At 32.0% G+C, this 16,097-nt stretch carries 13 protein-coding genes; 6 read left to right on the top strand and 7 right to left on the bottom strand.

Annotated features, from left to right (window positions below; translation table 11 throughout):
- Window positions 1–43: 43 nt before the first annotated feature.
- Window positions 44–748, bottom strand: coding sequence for a hypothetical protein (locus PH4a_RS15660; RefSeq protein ID WP_129041061.1), 705 nt, complete (start codon window positions 746–748; stop codon window positions 44–46).
- Window positions 749–1,138: 390 nt separating this feature from the next.
- Here PH4a_RS15660 and PH4a_RS15655 point away from each other — a divergent pair, with 390 nt between their 5' ends.
- Window positions 1,139–2,131, top strand: coding sequence for an alpha/beta hydrolase family protein (locus PH4a_RS15655; protein ID WP_129041059.1), 993 nt, complete (start codon window positions 1,139–1,141; stop codon window positions 2,129–2,131).
- Window positions 2,132–2,275: 144 nt separating this feature from the next.
- On the opposite strand, the gene catA is transcribed toward PH4a_RS15655, so the two are convergent.
- The gene (catA, locus tag PH4a_RS15650; RefSeq protein WP_129041057.1) at window positions 2,276–2,917 is read right to left on the bottom strand and encodes a type A chloramphenicol O-acetyltransferase; all 642 of its coding nucleotides are present in this window, start codon (window positions 2,915–2,917) and stop codon (window positions 2,276–2,278) included.
- Window positions 2,918–3,112: 195 nt separating this feature from the next.
- On the opposite strand from catA, the gene PH4a_RS15645 reads away from it, so the two are divergent.
- Complete coding sequence (locus PH4a_RS15645) at window positions 3,113–3,613, top strand: hypothetical protein (RefSeq protein WP_129041055.1); 501 nt, start codon at window positions 3,113–3,115, stop codon at window positions 3,611–3,613.
- Window positions 3,614–3,700: 87 nt separating this feature from the next.
- Here the strand turns inward: PH4a_RS15645 and PH4a_RS15640 are convergent, their stop codons facing one another.
- Genes PH4a_RS15640 through PH4a_RS15630 form a run of 3 tightly spaced genes read right to left on the bottom strand, consistent with a single transcriptional unit; the run spans window position 3,701 to window position 8,179 of the window.
- Window positions 3,701–6,217, bottom strand: a complete 2,517-nt coding sequence (locus PH4a_RS15640) for a PEP/pyruvate-binding domain-containing protein (RefSeq protein ID WP_129041053.1) — start codon at window positions 6,215–6,217, stop codon at window positions 3,701–3,703.
- The gene (locus PH4a_RS15635) at window positions 6,201–7,082 is read right to left on the bottom strand and encodes a phosphatase PAP2 family protein (protein ID WP_129041051.1); all 882 of its coding nucleotides are present in this window, start codon (window positions 7,080–7,082) and stop codon (window positions 6,201–6,203) included. The genes PH4a_RS15640 and PH4a_RS15635 overlap by 17 nt, the downstream gene beginning before the upstream one ends.
- Complete coding sequence (locus PH4a_RS15630) at window positions 7,076–8,179, bottom strand: 1-acyl-sn-glycerol-3-phosphate acyltransferase (RefSeq protein ID WP_129041049.1); 1,104 nt, start codon at window positions 8,177–8,179, stop codon at window positions 7,076–7,078. The genes PH4a_RS15635 and PH4a_RS15630 overlap by 7 nt, the downstream gene beginning before the upstream one ends.
- Before the next feature lie 157 nt (window positions 8,180–8,336).
- On the opposite strand from PH4a_RS15630, the gene PH4a_RS15625 reads away from it, so the two are divergent.
- From PH4a_RS15625 to PH4a_RS15610, 4 genes are all read left to right on the top strand, one after another.
- Complete coding sequence (locus tag PH4a_RS15625; protein ID WP_129041047.1) at window positions 8,337–8,837, top strand: GNAT family N-acetyltransferase; 501 nt, start codon at window positions 8,337–8,339, stop codon at window positions 8,835–8,837.
- 192 nt (window positions 8,838–9,029) lie between these two features.
- Complete coding sequence (locus tag PH4a_RS15620) at window positions 9,030–9,959, top strand: AEC family transporter (RefSeq protein WP_129041045.1); 930 nt, start codon at window positions 9,030–9,032, stop codon at window positions 9,957–9,959.
- A 116-nt stretch (window positions 9,960–10,075) separates the two neighbouring features.
- Window positions 10,076–11,359, top strand: a complete 1,284-nt coding sequence (locus PH4a_RS15615) for an SGNH/GDSL hydrolase family protein (protein WP_129041043.1) — start codon at window positions 10,076–10,078, stop codon at window positions 11,357–11,359.
- Between the two features lie 63 nt (window positions 11,360–11,422).
- Window positions 11,423–12,874, top strand: a complete 1,452-nt coding sequence (locus PH4a_RS15610) for an AMP nucleosidase (protein ID WP_129041041.1) — start codon at window positions 11,423–11,425, stop codon at window positions 12,872–12,874.
- A 115-nt stretch (window positions 12,875–12,989) separates the two neighbouring features.
- On the opposite strand, the gene PH4a_RS15605 is transcribed toward PH4a_RS15610, so the two are convergent.
- Both PH4a_RS15605 and PH4a_RS15600 read right to left on the bottom strand, forming a co-directional pair.
- Window positions 12,990–13,982, bottom strand: coding sequence for a tyrosine-type recombinase/integrase (locus tag PH4a_RS15605; protein WP_129041039.1), 993 nt, complete (start codon window positions 13,980–13,982; stop codon window positions 12,990–12,992).
- A gap of 335 nt (window positions 13,983–14,317) precedes the next feature.
- Complete coding sequence (locus tag PH4a_RS15600; RefSeq protein ID WP_129041037.1) at window positions 14,318–15,352, bottom strand: isoaspartyl peptidase/L-asparaginase family protein; 1,035 nt, start codon at window positions 15,350–15,352, stop codon at window positions 14,318–14,320.
- Between the last annotated feature and the right edge of the window lie 745 nt (window positions 15,353–16,097).

The raw sequence follows: 16,097 nt of genomic DNA, 5'->3' as shown, positions 1-16,097 counted from the left end.
TACCTTGTAATAACTTAACGCTAGTTGCTACCAAAATTAGTATTTATTCATTTACTATTAATTCATTAAAGAATTTATCAAAGCCTTTCTTACCGCTATCGTCATAACGTAATTCATTAAACTGTTTTGTAAATGAACAATTTTCATCAATTAAGTCATTCAATGAATTTATTGGAATATATTTCTGAGTAATTTTTAACGCTTGATCTTTAGTGAGTGTAGTTGTGTATTCAGGGCTATCTTTAAGTTTTTGGTGATTATCATTATTAATTAGGTAAGACACTACCGTCACATCATTATTATTTGTATTGATAAATGTACGTAATACTCCATAAATAAGAGCGCGCTTTGCTAAATTATCTTTTACATCGGTTGGATCATTATCGTAAGCAGTTGCTGATAATCGAATTTTTAGAGGCGATTCACTGATGATTTCAAACGCATTAGTATCAGAAGGATAGTCTCCAAAATCTTCCATCATGCTTGTGACGGTAGGATAAATAGCATTTTTATTACTGCATACAAAAGAATAGATTATTTTTTCTTTAGTTTCGGTGATTTGATTGTCAGGAATACCGGGCGAAAAATTAACAATTCCAATGATTGATAAAACAAAGGTAACGAGAAAAGCAATAAATGATTGTTTGCGGCCTTTTAACTTGATAATACTAGGTTTTATCATGCCTAGAGTTATACAGATAACAGATATTAAAAATAAAAAAATTGATACAATAAATAGAAATTCCATGTTTTTTCCTTTCTGACGATAAACAGAATAACCTTAAGAATTTCTAATGATGAGGCACAAAATGTGGTAAGTAAAGCCTCTCTTGCAAGAGGCTCTCTGAAATGTGGTCAACATGTGGACATTGACGCTGATTAAATCCTTTTATATCAGTCTATTAAAGCTATTTAAAACGCCTCACTCAGCGCCTTTGATTATTTAATTCGCACCACTGCAAAATAAGCAAATCTAAAATAATCAATATGTTATACAGAAAGGCGTCTTTTTTAAGATGCCTTTTTTTGTACATAAAATGAGTGATTCATAAATCTAATTCAGCAAAAAGTTATACTCATCGTTATAAAACACTCTGTGTTATCATCCTTTCTGGTCGTTAATCATAGAGATGTTTAAATGGATATAAATAAAAAAAGTTACCTGCAAATCGCTCGCGTAGTGGTGTTTTCGCTTTTATGCTCAAGCGCATTTTCTGCAAATGCTAAAATAGAAGTGCGTGATGAAACTTTGTTTGAAGCGCATCAGCGCTTTAAAACTAATATTGTGAACGATAGTTTTGATAATATTGATCCACCTTGGGAAGCGCCACCAGAAATATTTAATATTATTAAATACCCGGCAAAGCAAGGGGATATGTTTGCATATCTAACACCTCCACCAGAAAATAAAAGCATTAAATTGCCTGCTGTTATCTGGTTAAATGGCGGTTATGGTGGAATAGGTGGTGATGATTATTTCTGGCAACCCAAACCTGCTGATAATGACCAAACGGGTGCAACTTTCCGTGATCCAAATATGGTATTAATGATACCTTCATTCCGTGGAGAAAATACTAATCCCGGCCGTTATGAAATGTTTTATGGTGAAATTGAAGATTTAGAATCAGCAAGAGAATATCTAGCTTCTCTTGAGTATATTGACCCTAAACGTATCTACGTTGTAGGGCACAGTACTGGCGGAACCCGTGCATTATTGGCAAGTGAATATAGTGATAAATTTAGAGCCGTCTTTTCATTAGGTGGAATACCTGATCTTGAATTACGAGCAGCAGGAAACATGATTGTTGAATTACCATTTGACGAGAATAATAAAGAAGAATTTAATGTCCGCTCAGTATATCGTTATATTAAATCTATAAAAAGCCCAACCTTTTATTTTGAAGGCCGTGGTTATTTTTGGGATGAATTTAATGAAATTCGAGAAGTTGCGATGGTGAATGATATTCCATTAAAAATATACAATATCAAATACGGCGATCACTTTAATATCATTGTTCCTGTATCTAAACTAATTAAAGAGAAAATTTTACTAGATACCGATACTACTAAAGAGAGTAGTATTCAATTCAGTAATGCTGATATTAAATGGATAAATAAACAAGTTAGATAAATTAACTATAGTATTTTCTAATGGGAATTTCTGTAAATCATACAGAAGTTCTTATATTACAATAAAACCACTCTTTTATTTAAGCGACAAAAGAGTGGTTTAAGTAAGATTTATATATGATTATCTTAATTAATTTCTACAAAATTAACCTGCAAATCCATCACACAACGCTTGCAATGTGTTAATCATTCTTCCCATATGGAAACCATCACAAGTCGCATGATGTACTTGTACTGATAATGGTAATAAAATCTTACCATCAACTTGGTAAGATTTCCCCATGGTAAAAATAGGGGGATAATAATCCTTAACATTGGCGATATTAAGGTTAAAACCATCAAAACTTATCCAAGGTATCATTGATATACAAAAATGATTTTCAGGATGATGAGGTTTGGCTGATAAAGCTAAATTATCTTTGTAATACTGATAATCTTGCTCGTATCGTTGTAAAAACGTCATCCAATCTTCACTATATTCACTCCAAATTTCAGAAAAAGTTTCTGTTTCTTGGTGAAAAAGAGTATAAGCAGGATTTATTTGATCCCATATAATCAGCTCATCATCTTTTATTGCCATTCTCGATTCAGGATAGCTATTGACTGTTTTAGCTATCAAGAAAATTAATGTGGGATACAGCTTAAGATTTTTATTAGTTAATATTGTTTTTAATAATGTAATGTCTAGCTTAGTTGTTAAACTAAAGCCACATTGCAAGTTATGACGATAATGAAGGAAATGTTCCTTTCTATTCCATTGTTCTAAATCTACTTTTGTATAATTCATTTAATAAGCCCTTCTTGTTAATTTAAAGTTTTTTAACGAAGAAGGGCATCTCTGGTTGTTTGAATAGGCATCACATAATCCTTATTTTTATTGAAAGCTTGTTAAGTTTAATACAATTTACTTTTATCTCATATGATTGAAATAGCATTATAGAGTAATATGATAAAATAGACTTAATAAATCATGAAGTGACTTATGCTATCAACTAAATTATCGTATCAATGGAAGCAAAAAAAACGAGCAAGGTTATCATTTTTAGGTGCAGAATTAGTTTGGTCAGTTTTATTAGGTGTTATTCAAACACTGCTTTATCAAGGATATATTGTACTTTATCCAGAAGATGCAGGTCTTGCCCTTCAAAGTACGTTTTATTACCAATTTTCGTTTAGCCTATTTGGATTAATGGAAACAATGTTTATTATTATCCAAATCTACATATTTACACTTATTTTATCCCAGAGAATAAGAGATATCGGAATAAAATATCCAGTAGCCATTTCGTTTGTTTTTACTGCCGCTTCATTATTATTAATGCCATATACGCTAATTTATTCACCCAATATTATGATGTTGCTCTCTTTCATTATACTAATTGGTTATCTTGTTGCTTTACTTGCACCTTCTGCGCATAAAGTGGATATTGATACCTATAAAGATCTAAAAGAGAAAGAACGTAACAATAAAATTGTGAATTAAAGTAAACATAATTAGAATATAACAATAAAGAGAGCACCAAAAAGATGCTCTCTTTTGTGAAACAGATTAAGGTAAGGCATTAATTTATTACGATAAAATATCAATAGTGCCTTTTTGACCATCTATTCTTACTGTTTGTCCATTCTTTAATATATTCAATATATTACGGACCCCCATAACAGCAGGTAAACCTAATTCCCGAGCAGTTACTGCCCCATGTGATAATGGGCCACCACTTTCTGTAATAATGCCTGAAGCGCGATAGAAAAGTGCAGTCCATGCTGGGTTTGTGGTTCTTGCTACTAAAATAGCGTTTTGCGGAAATTCTGCAAAATTCTCAGGACCATGAACCAAATAGACTTTACCTTCAATAATTCCAGCACTGCCCGCTAATCCTTTTAATAGATGTTCATTAGCAGTATCGACGACATCATCGTTTTTTTCACCATAAACCCATTGTGGTGTCGTTGCTTGAGCTTTTAAATAACCCGTTTTATTTTGATAAATATGCGAACGTAATGCATTCCAATTTGTTAATTCATCAGTATTTATTGCGTTAGCAAGAGGTTGCTCATTAGCAAAATAGATATCCATTGGGTCATCCAAAATACTACGAATAACTAATCGTTCTCCTAATGCTTTTAATCCTCTACGCATTGGCAAAGCAAGACGTGTGGTTTGATAATGCTCTAAATCATCTAATGCAGTATAAACGCGTGCGAGTCGAATAATCTCTTGTAAGAAAAAACGTAACTCTTCTGGAGCATCAGAAATAATAGCAAACTCAGTTTCTGATTGTAGAATTTTTTTGCTAAGTGGATCTTCTGTTCGTTTATCATCAGCTAAGTCAGCCATTGCTTTAATTTGTATTAAAACAATATGCGGTGCATCTAACCAAGTAGGATGATATGCATCAAAATCTAATTCTCGATGTCCGTGATTAGTGAGGAATAGAGTAAATTGCTGATAAAAACAAGGATCAATAGCAGCAAGTTCTTTCATTATAGAACTAGGTTCTATTTTCTCTAATGCGTTAAGTAATACTGAATGCTGACGTACATAACGAGAAAGAGCCCAAAGTTCGGCATTAACTTGTCCTGTTTTAGTGTCAGACATTGCAATTAAATTATCGAATGCATTATGCGCGTACTTTTCTTCTTTAAAGAAAAGTTTTAATAATGCCATCAAAGCAGAGTAAAGTGAGCGCTGAGTTAATGATATCGCGATATTAGGTAAGAAATAGTCAGATCCTAATTTATTAATACGTTGTATATAGTCCCATAACTGCAATAAATTTTTATCTTCTAATGGTTCATTCATTAACGCACCAATAGAGATTAAATATTTATCTAAATCGCGCATCCATGTTATTGGTAATTCTTGCACCCAACTAAATTTTTGAGCAATTTCAGGTAACGATTTTAATAGAGTAGGTAAATCATTCATCATTGAAGTAGGTAGGCGATTGCTATATAAAGAAACCGCATTCTGGTTACCATAAATATAATAGTCCTGTACTCCAAACCACTTACCATTAAAAGAAGGTAACCCCATAAGATTAAGGCTAAAGTTTAATGATGAATGAAATCCTGCTTCACACATATCCCATGTTAATGGGGTTATTGGATTAGGAAAACGTTCTGCTGATTCTTCTCTTGTCCAAATAGGTGCAATTTGAGTTACATTACGAGATTGTAAGAGCCAGAGTTTCCCATGATGAAATGCCCATTCAATATCTTGCGGAAAATCAAAATATTTCTCAGCTAAAATTGCTAACTCAGCAACTTGTTTGCATTGTTCGTCGTTTAATGATGCTGTATTTTTTCTTTCGTTATCAATGGGTAATATTTTAGTCCCATTTTCCACCATCACAATAGCATTTGTTTTTTCAGCAATAGTTTGCTGTTTTAAGGTTAAAGAATCTCTGTCGATAAGGTACTCATCGATAGGCTCTTCACCTGCAACAACTGTTTCACCAAGGCCAAAAGCAGCATTAATTAATACTGTTGAAAGTGAGCCTTGAACAGGATCTATAGAGAATGCGACACCCGCTGCTTCATTTTTTTGAACATCAACCATTCTTTGTAAAACAACAGCCATAGAGGCTTGTGAATGAGATAAATTTAAATGTTGGCGATAAAGCATTACATGAGTGTGCCACAGTGAGGCATAACATTGGCGAATAGCGTCAAGCAACATAGGTAATGTTTTAACACCTAAAAGCGTATCATGTTGTCCTGCAAAAGCGGCTCCTGGCATATCTTCTAAAGTACCGGAGGATCTGACTGCTAAAGGCGTATTATTTAAATCTAACTCATCAAGCATTAAACCTAATGCATAGGTTAAATTTTCAGGTAAAGTGGCTTGCAAGATAACTTGTCGAATTTGATGACTTATTATTTTAATATCTTGATCTTGTGTTGATAAGAGATCATTAATTTTTGGCAGTAATGGCGAAATAAATAATTGATATGCTTGGCAAGATAAAATCAAACCATCAGGAACAGGTAGCGATTGAATTGTCTTGGCTAAACTAGCTCCTTTTCCACCGCTTATTTGTACATCAGTAGCAGTAGGATCGTTAATCTTATAAATGAGTTCCATAAATGACCTTATTATTTTTACACGTAAAATAAAGTACAAACAGCGCTAGTAATGCACCACAAATAACATCAATACCATAATGATAATGTAGGTAAACCGTAGCTAAGATAAGTCCCATAGCGATAGGAAATAAACAATAAGCTATTTTTCGATAACCAGAAAAATAGCAAAAACCAACGATGTAAATTGTTATTCCGGTATGTAATGAAGGAAATACATCCATTCCGGTAATACCTTTATCAACTAACTTTGTTAAAAATAGCGTCATTGCTCCTGTGTGAACGGGGTAGGTAAAATCCATAGGGAAAGCGGTATAGGGCCCTGCTGCAGGTATTGAAAAATACCCAATAAAACCCCAAAAATACATTAACATTAAGCCAAAAAAATAATTGTTTGTATGTGTTGGCTGACGGATAAAAAAGAAAAATAATGCACTACCTATAATTAAAAAATAGAAACTAAAATAGCAAAATGCGAGCAATTCACTTAATAATCCTGATTGTATAGAAATAGACCACTCTGGTAGGCTTTTACCAAACCATAAGAATTTATCCAATTTATATAAAATAGAATCAAAATTTTCTTGATATAAACCGCATCGAATAGATTTAAAAAGCGGAAATATTGACCAACAAGCTATTAATTGCAGTAAGCCAAACCAATAAAATCGAGGAGGTGATGCGAGATTTCGGTTTTTATATCCAATATAAATGAGTAAAAGCCAGAAAAATAAACCGGAAATAATAGCGGGTAACATATCTACCGCATTAAGCAACCAGCTAGCATAAGTACCCAATGACCAAATGATAAATAATTGGATAGAAAATAACTGATTAAATATTTTTTTTGTTTTAGGTACTAACATATTTGTGAACCTTTAGTTCTTATGATCTTCAGTCCTATTAATGCACTAATAAGGCTTACACTGATAAATAATGGTGAGAAAAATAATAAGATAAAAAGTATAGGTAACCAAATAATAGCAGCTAAACTTCCTCCTATAATTTTAAAAAAACTTACTGTATTACGAGCATCAGCAAAACGAGAAGCAATAAGAGCACTAAATAATATCGGAAAAAGAACAAACATAAAACAAAAAGAAATATAACGCCAAGTTTTTATAGAATGAGGAATATTATTCTCTATATTTTTATTTGAGTCCTTATATTTAATTAGATTATTTTGATAATCAATAAACGACTCAGCAAAAGAATCTCCCTTGATTTTTCTATTATAAGCATAATTTGATGTTTTTTTGAATAAGTCAATATCAGGGCAATTAACAGAAATATTATTTAAAGCAAGAGATATATCCTGATGGATATTTTGTTCCCACTCTCTTGATGTTAAATCGCCTTGTTGAGGAATAATAATATTATCGCCTATATACAATTCGACTTCAGAGCTAAATTTATCTGGAGCAAGATAAAACAGCCCTACTGGAACAATATCAAAAACGATGCCTTCATCGAGTAGCGATCTAATTATTCGTGCAGCACCTCGTTGATAAGGCAGGGGTTTGTAACCCCATTCACTGCTACCTTCAGGAAATAATAATAAATCACCGCCGGCTTTGATATGTTCTACTGCCGCCTCTGAAGGGCTAGAAAATGCATTTGAATTAATACCAAAACGAGCCCTATCTTTTTTTCTAACAACAGGAATTCCTGTAAAAAATGCTCTCATTAACCGACTATTTAGTAACTGTATTGAAGCAAGAGCTTGTGCTTTAGGAAATTCTTTTAATACTATATAAGCGTCAAAAGCACTGTTCCGATGACTACAGATTATCAATTTAGGATGTATATCTTTTGATGATTTTCTATTATGGTAAATAGGATTAACGTTAGAAAAATAAATTTCTCTAATACTTTTTGAGACCACCTGATAATAAATAGGAAGTGGTGAGCCCGCAACAAACTGAGGTGTATTTATTGTTGAAGGTAATATTTTAGTAGGCATGGAATTTCCTTATTTTATTCCTTCTACAGAAACATATCATGTCATCTAAAAAATTCACACAGATTTATTGCAAGAAGAAATGGCAATGAAGTAAACGATGAGTTATATAAATTATGCTAATTAACTTTTAACGCTTAATTCTAATGATGAGGTGGAAATGGAAAAAACTCAACTTAGATTGGCAGAACCGCAGGAGGCTAAACGATTATGGTATCTACGAAATCAAGCACTGAGGTTTGGCTGTGAGAATGTGTATTCGCCGACTATTTTAGCAGCTTGGACTCCTGATGAAATGCCAGAAGGTTATCGAAAAGCGATTATTGAAAATCCATTTTATGTTATTGACTATGAAAAACATCATATTCCTGTCGCATCAGGTTTTTTGGATCTTAAAACAGGTTTTGCTGAAGCCATTTTTACATTACCTGAATATATGGGAAAAGGTTTTGCTAGTTTGATCCTGAAACAACTTAAATCAGAAGCGAAAAAAAGAGGGCAATTACAATTATTATTGGATTCCACACCTAACGCAGTGCTTTTTTATTTAAGACAAGGTTTTAATGTGTTGGAAGAACGTGAGTATTATTCAAGTTTGACTAAAACAAATTTACACTGCTATAGAATGTTTATTGATCTAAATACGGAATTGATAGATTAACGTTTAAATTAATCATAAAAAGACTGTTTGTTTCTAATACTATTGATATATAAAAAGCTGTTCTTAAAGTGCGATAACCTATTTATTTTCTTGATTTTTTGAGTTGGCTTTTATATTTTTGATCAAAAATAGTAATTTCTTTGTTGTTGCTATATTGTAAAAAAATAGAACATTTTTAGAGTGATAAAAATTATGCAAAACGTGTTATTAACGTTATGGCCATTATTTGCATTAATTGCGCTAGGAGCAATCTTAAGAAGAAATAAAATATTTGAGCCTGCATTTTGGGTTGGGACTGAAAAACTCAATTACTTTTTACTATTCCCTGCGTTACTGATAAATAGTTTGGCAAAAGCACCTTTGAGCGATCCCCAATTATTTCATCTTGCTGGTGCGATTTTTTCTGTTGTGATAACTATCACTATTTTATGTGTAATAATTAAAAAAATTACAGGATGGAATGCGGGTCGATTTGGCGTCATTGTTCAAGGCAATATTAGGTTTAACACTTATTTAGGATTAGCCATTGTTGCCGATCTATTTGGTACATCTGGCTTAAGTATCGCAGCACTAATACTAGCAATACTTGTTCCACTATCTAATGTTACTTCTGTACTATGTTTAACAGCAGGACAAAATGTAACTTTACGTCAGCTAATTTTACCCATTATAAAAAATCCACTGATTATTTCTTGTGTTATAGGGATTATTATTAATTTATCAGGTATTGGTTTACCTTTGGGCTCAGATCAATTTCTCAAATTATTAGCGGCGACAAGTTTACCTTTAGGGTTGATTTGTATTGGGGCTGCACTGCATATATCAACACTAAAAGCAGAGAGTAAGATGATCTGCATTAATACCATCAGTCGTTTAACTATTGTACCTATTATTGCATATGCAATTGCGAGCGTATTAGAGCTATCATCATCAGTCACTGTATTAATGGTTATTTTCTTTTCTATTCCAACAGCACCTACCTCTTACATTTTAACAAGACAACTTGGTGGTGATTCTGAGCTAATGGCAGGGACTATTACTGCTCAGACCATATTTTCTGCAATTACTCTGCCTATTGTTTTAGGTTTGTTATCAGGGAGATTTTTTGAAACATTTATTTAAATAACATATTCTTTGGATTGGATTGATCATAATTTAGTGGTGTTTTTTTATATAAAAAAATCATGTTATTTATTATCTTTATTTTTCATTTATTTTAAATGGAAATAAAAATTAATATGAAAATATCAAATGCAAGCATTAGCCAGAAAAAAATAAATAAATTAGCAAATAACTCGCCATCTAATGTAATGAGTATTTGGGAGAAAATAAAAGATTGGTTTGGACTCAGTCAGGAAAAAAAAGTATTAACTTTAATTTATAATATTTATTTTAACCAAGAAGCAACAATTTTAGAAAAAAGTAGAGATTTCTTTAGTCTAAAGAAACTTGCTGGAGAACAGTATAAAAATAATTTTAAACATATAGTAGATGGGAATGATATGCAATATTCCATTGATTTTAAAGATGGGGCTATTCGATTTCGCAGTGATATCACACCATTTATTGAAAATATAAAGAATGAACTTAATTTTGATTTACAAAATGAGAGTAATAAATTTTTAGAAATATTTATTAATGATTATTATGATAAAAAAAATTATGACGCAGAAGATTATAAGAAAAAAGTTATTTCATTTAGAACGGCTCTGATGAAACTCATCAATAAAAAGAAATATTATCCCAACGAAAAGAAATTTTCTCTTGATATCTTTGAGCAAAAAAAATCATTTAATGATAAATATAACTATTTGAAAGAAAACAGCAAAAAATATTCAGTTAGCATTAATAAAGATAAATTAATAGAGAAGCTATATAATCCATTGAGTTTGGATAAGCAAATAGAGCTTAGAAAACAGGTAGAGGTCGACATTCCAAGATGTGATCTAAAATACGATAATGAAAATATAACTGATATTAATTCATTAGAAAGTAAGTTAGCTTTACCTAATGGAAAAGATATTTTTCTCATTTTTGAGTTGATTCATCAAGGTATTTTTCCAATAATAAAAGATTCTTTTGATAAATATGAACCTATTGCTTCAATGTATTCAGCCTTTACAGGAAAGACATCTATTGATATAAAAAATAATGAAGGTGTATATGCTATAACTATTAACAATAAAAAAGAAATTAAAGAATCTGATATTGAAAAATTGATTCAATTATCAGATTTTATTTTAAATGATTTTGATTATGATTCTATGAAATTATATATTGATAGTTTTATCGATGATCCTATAACAAAGAAAAAGGTAGATGCAGCATTAGAGCAATATAAAAATACAATCATGGAAAGAACAGAAGATAGTATTGGTGATAAATTTAATTATGAAAAAAATAGATTTCTTCTGCTAGAGGAAGAGATAAATGTAAAATTTGAATTTAATCCTTCTCAAGATAAGGGATTAACTATTTCTACTGACGAAAGTAAAGTTGAATATAGTTTATTAAAATCTTGATTGGGATAAGCAGAGCTTCTTGCTATGATGTAAACAAATTAATAATAAGCAAGAGGCTCTTTTATGTCACATCCTCACAACCCTGAAATTAATAAAATAATCAGTAAGTTAAAACAACAATATCAAAATGCTGTAGAAGCATTACGCAATGCAATTATTGATTATGCGCAAGATGGAAAATTGCCGGATATAAAACAAAGAGCCGAAGGATTATTTTCTTATCCTCAATTAACCGTTTATTGGTATGGTGAAACAAAAACAGAGGATAAAACAAGAGCCTATGGTCGACTACCTCAATCAGGTACTTATTCAACTACTATTACTAACCCAAGTTTATTTGAAAATTATTTAGCAGAACAACTGCAATTAATTGCAGATGCTTATCATGCAACATTTGAAGTTAGTGCATCAAAGCAAGAAATTCCGTATCCATTTGTTATTGATGGAACGGGTATTGGCTTTGATAGATTAATGAGCGCCTCTCTAGCTAAATATTTTCCAACAACAGATCTCTCCAAAATTGGCGATGAGATAACAGATGGCTTAATTTGTGATAGAGAAGTATTACCTCTTTCTCATTTTGATGCGTTACGAACCGATTTCTCTCTTGCTCGTTTAAAACATTACACTGGCACACCACCTGAAGATGTTCAACCCTATATTTTATTTACTAATTATAATCGTTATGTTGATGAATTCGTTCGTTGGGCAAGTGAACAAGTAGCGGATGAAAATAGTCCATATTGTGCACTTTCTTGTGCTGGCTTTCAGCAAATTACGGCAGAAACAGTTGATCCTGAAAAATTTATTTCTGACTTAACGTGGAAGAAATATCAGATGCCGGCCTATCATTTAATTGCTAAAGAAGGCCCCGGAATAACATTAGTTAATATCGGTGTAGGGCCTTCTAATGCAAAAACAATTTGCGATCACTTGGCGGTATTACGCCCGCATGTTTGGTTAATGATTGGTCATTGTGGTGGGTTACGAGAAAGCCAATTAATTGGTGATTATGTATTAGCTCATGCCTATTTACGTGATGATCATATTTTGGATGCTGTATTACCGCCAGATATTCCTATTCCTAATATTGCTGAAGTTCAACGTGCTTTATATGATGCAACTAAAATGATCAGCGGAAAGCCGGGGCATGAAATAAAACAGAGATTAAGAACAGGGACAGTTGTTACAACAGATGATCGAAATTGGGAATTGCGTTTTTCTGCATCAGCAAGGCGGTTTAATTTAAGTAGGGCTGTTGCAGTTGATATGGAAAGTGCAACAATAGCGGCACAAGGTTACCGTTTTCGCGTTCCTTATGGCACTTTATTATGTGTATCAGATAAACCATTGCATGGTGAAATTAAATTGCCTGGTCAAGCGAACCATTTTTATGAAGGTGCAGTATCTGAACATTTACAAATTGGCATACAGGCTATTGAATTATTAAAAGAAGAAGAAGATCGTTTACATTCTCGTAAATTAAGAACATTTAACGAACCGCCATTTAGATAGTTACATATAAAAGAACAAGAACATAAAAACACCCAATCTAACAATATAATTGGGTGTTTTTTTATGCTATTAATCTGAAGCTAATCAGCAGTAGACAGGACGTTTATTAAATAAATTAGAAACGCAAATGACGTGCAGCTTTTCTTAAACGATCATTACCACGTCTATCATAACGCTGAGTAGTCATTATGCTTGCATGCCCCATTGCATCTTTTACGGTGACAATATCTTCACCATTATCTAGCATCGCAGATGCAAAAGTTCGGCGTAAATCATGAGGGGCAAATTTATCAATTCCACTTTCTTGCTGACGAGTTTCTAAAATAAAATAGATAGCTTGGTCGGTAATTCTTTCATCAGTAACATCATCAAATCGACGAATTCGTGTGAATAAGGGGCCATTTTGATCGCCTCTAATTTCATCAGTCCAAAGTTGAACTCTATCCCAAGTATCGTCAGGCATATAAGAAATTCGTTCTTTATTACCTTTTCCTCGAACAATAAATGCTTGATCGCGAAATTGAATATGTTCGTAATTAAGTGCCACAATTTCTGAACGACGTAATCCACACCCTAATAACACACTTAATATTGCAGCATCTCTTAATCCTTTAGATGAATTATCTTTTTCACAACAGCGAAATAAAGTACGAATTTCTTGGCTTGTTAATGCTCGACCTTTTGGTAATCGACTACCTCGAACAGATTTAACCTGTCGAATATGTTGATAACTTTCCGTATCTATTTGTTTCATTGTCCAAGCTTCTAAAGCAACACCTTTTAAAGCAGCAAGATAAGTATTGATTGTTGCTGGTGCTTTATTGGCATCCGATAACATATCAATAATTGCTTGAATATGATGACGGCGAAGGGCACCCCATTGGCAATTTTTTAATGAAGAAAATCCGATCATCCGAGCAACTATAGTCAAAAATGATCCCATTGTCTGACGACTACGTTTTGAACCTAAACTCATTAAATAAGCCAATGCCGGATTATTTTGAGCCGGTGATGTAAAAGTTGCATTTAGATCTAATAGCGACTGTTTTTCTAAATGTACTAGCGATGTTTCAGGGGTGTTTTCTTGATCGCTGTGGTGATTTTCCACTGTAATTTCCTTATTAAATCAACATAACCATGATGAATATTCTAACAGATCTAAATATTAAAAAGTCTACTTTTTCAAAGGATCATTTTAATAAGTAGAATGGATCTAGTCTATTTTTAGAGCAGGTAGAGTGTTATTTGTACTGCTATAGTTCAGATAATAAACAGGGTAAGTTAATCTAAAATAGAATGATCTAAATGAATGGGAAAATTAGTAAAGAAAAGGTCGATGAATAGACTAAGACAAGGACTTTAAAATAGATAATGTACCCTAAGATTTTAATCGTAATTTTTAAAATAGCATACGTAAGTTAAAAATTAGGGTACAAAAAATTATTAATCTTTGTAGATTGCTACTATTGGTTTTCCATCATTACCAACAGTACCTCGATACATTCCTTCAGAATTAAAGGACATGGTGTAGTTTCCTGATTTATCTAAAACAATAACACCACCACTTCCATCAATAGCTTTAACTTCATCTAATGCATTTTTTGCAGCTTGTTCTAATGGAAGTTTTTGATATTTTACTTGGGCGGCAATATTAAATGCAGTTAATGTTCTAATAAACATTTCACCCGATCCTGTTGCTGATACGGCAACAGTTTCATTATCTGCATAATTTCCTGCTCCAATAATAGGGGAATCACCAACGCGTCCATAACGTTTATTTGTCATTCCACCGGTTGAAGTTCCCGCGGCTAAATTACCTTGTTTATCTAATGCAACTGCACCAACGGTGCCATATTTATAATCGTACATCATAGGGTCAATAAAAAGTGCAGCAGTTTTACCGTCATGATCTAAAACCACAGTTTCTTTTTCTATCGCTTTTTGTAATTGTTGCCAACGATGCTCAGTTTTAAAATATGAAGGATCAACAATAGCAAGACCTTGTTCTTTAGCAAAAAGATCTGCTCCCGTAGAAACCATTAATACATGAGGACTTTTATCCATTACAGCTATTGCTGCATTAATAGGATTTTTTACTGTAGTAACACCAGCTACAGCTCCTGCTTTACGCGTTTTGCCATCCATAATTGAAGCATCAAGTTCATTTCGGCCATCGTGGGTAAAAACTGCACCTTTACCCGCATTAAAAAGAGGCGAATCTTCCATAATATTTATAGATTTTTGTACTGCTTCAATACTTGTACCGCCACTATTTAGTACGGCATATCCTGCATTTAATGCTTCAGTCAGCTTTTGTTTATATTCTTTTTCTTGTTCTGGAGTGATGGTATCTTTAGTTATTGTTCCGGCACCACCGTGAATAACTAAACGGATAGGGGGTTCGGTATTGGCTAAAACAGATGAGGCAAAAAGAGTACAGAGAGTGATGGTTGCGAGCTTATACTTAATACTATTCATATAAACCTTCTTATTTTTATTGAAATTAATTTTGTTTTTTATATTACTAGCCATCGATATTGTTATAGGGTAATTATTAACTACAATAATTAATATATAAAAAATTTACTTCACATGTGGTCTGATCACTAATTATTTTCTTACTGATAAATATTAAACATATCTTTTTTGTAAAAAATAAAATTAAATTAAAAAATATTTCTAGAATGTTATTTTAAATGTTGATTTTATATTGAAATATATTATTAATTAAAATTATTTATTTTATTGCTAATTAAATTTAATAAGGTTTTTTTTAAAAAATAATGGGCTGATATTAGGGGTTGATAAACTTTCCACTCAATCTATATATTAAATATATAAATCATTAAGTTAGATGTTTATATTTTTATGGTATCCATGAGTGATTATTTCCTTGGGTTCTAAATGTAATATACCTTCTGTGTCATATACAAATTGTGTGTTTTCTCGAATAATCAAAAATAGATAACGATTATGTGATAAAAGCGCTACATTAATTTGACTTAACGCTCTATGATGAATGTAATATATTTTATAATTCATATGGTTATCTTTTATTTTTTGCATTGGATAAATTAGCTTTATTAATATAAATGAACTATTTTTAACGTAGATAAAAAACAAATTATAATTTTTCTTGCGTTGTTTAACTATTTTTTTACATACAGTAATACACACAAAATATTGATGTAATTTATGGCAAAAGGAAGGTTAAATAATTTAT

Source organism: Proteus hauseri, assembly GCF_004116975.1.
GTDB classification, from domain to species: domain Bacteria; phylum Pseudomonadota; class Gammaproteobacteria; order Enterobacterales; family Enterobacteriaceae; genus Proteus; species Proteus hauseri.
Note: the sequence above shows the minus strand (reverse complement) of the source record. Positions and strands in the feature narration are given on the sequence as shown.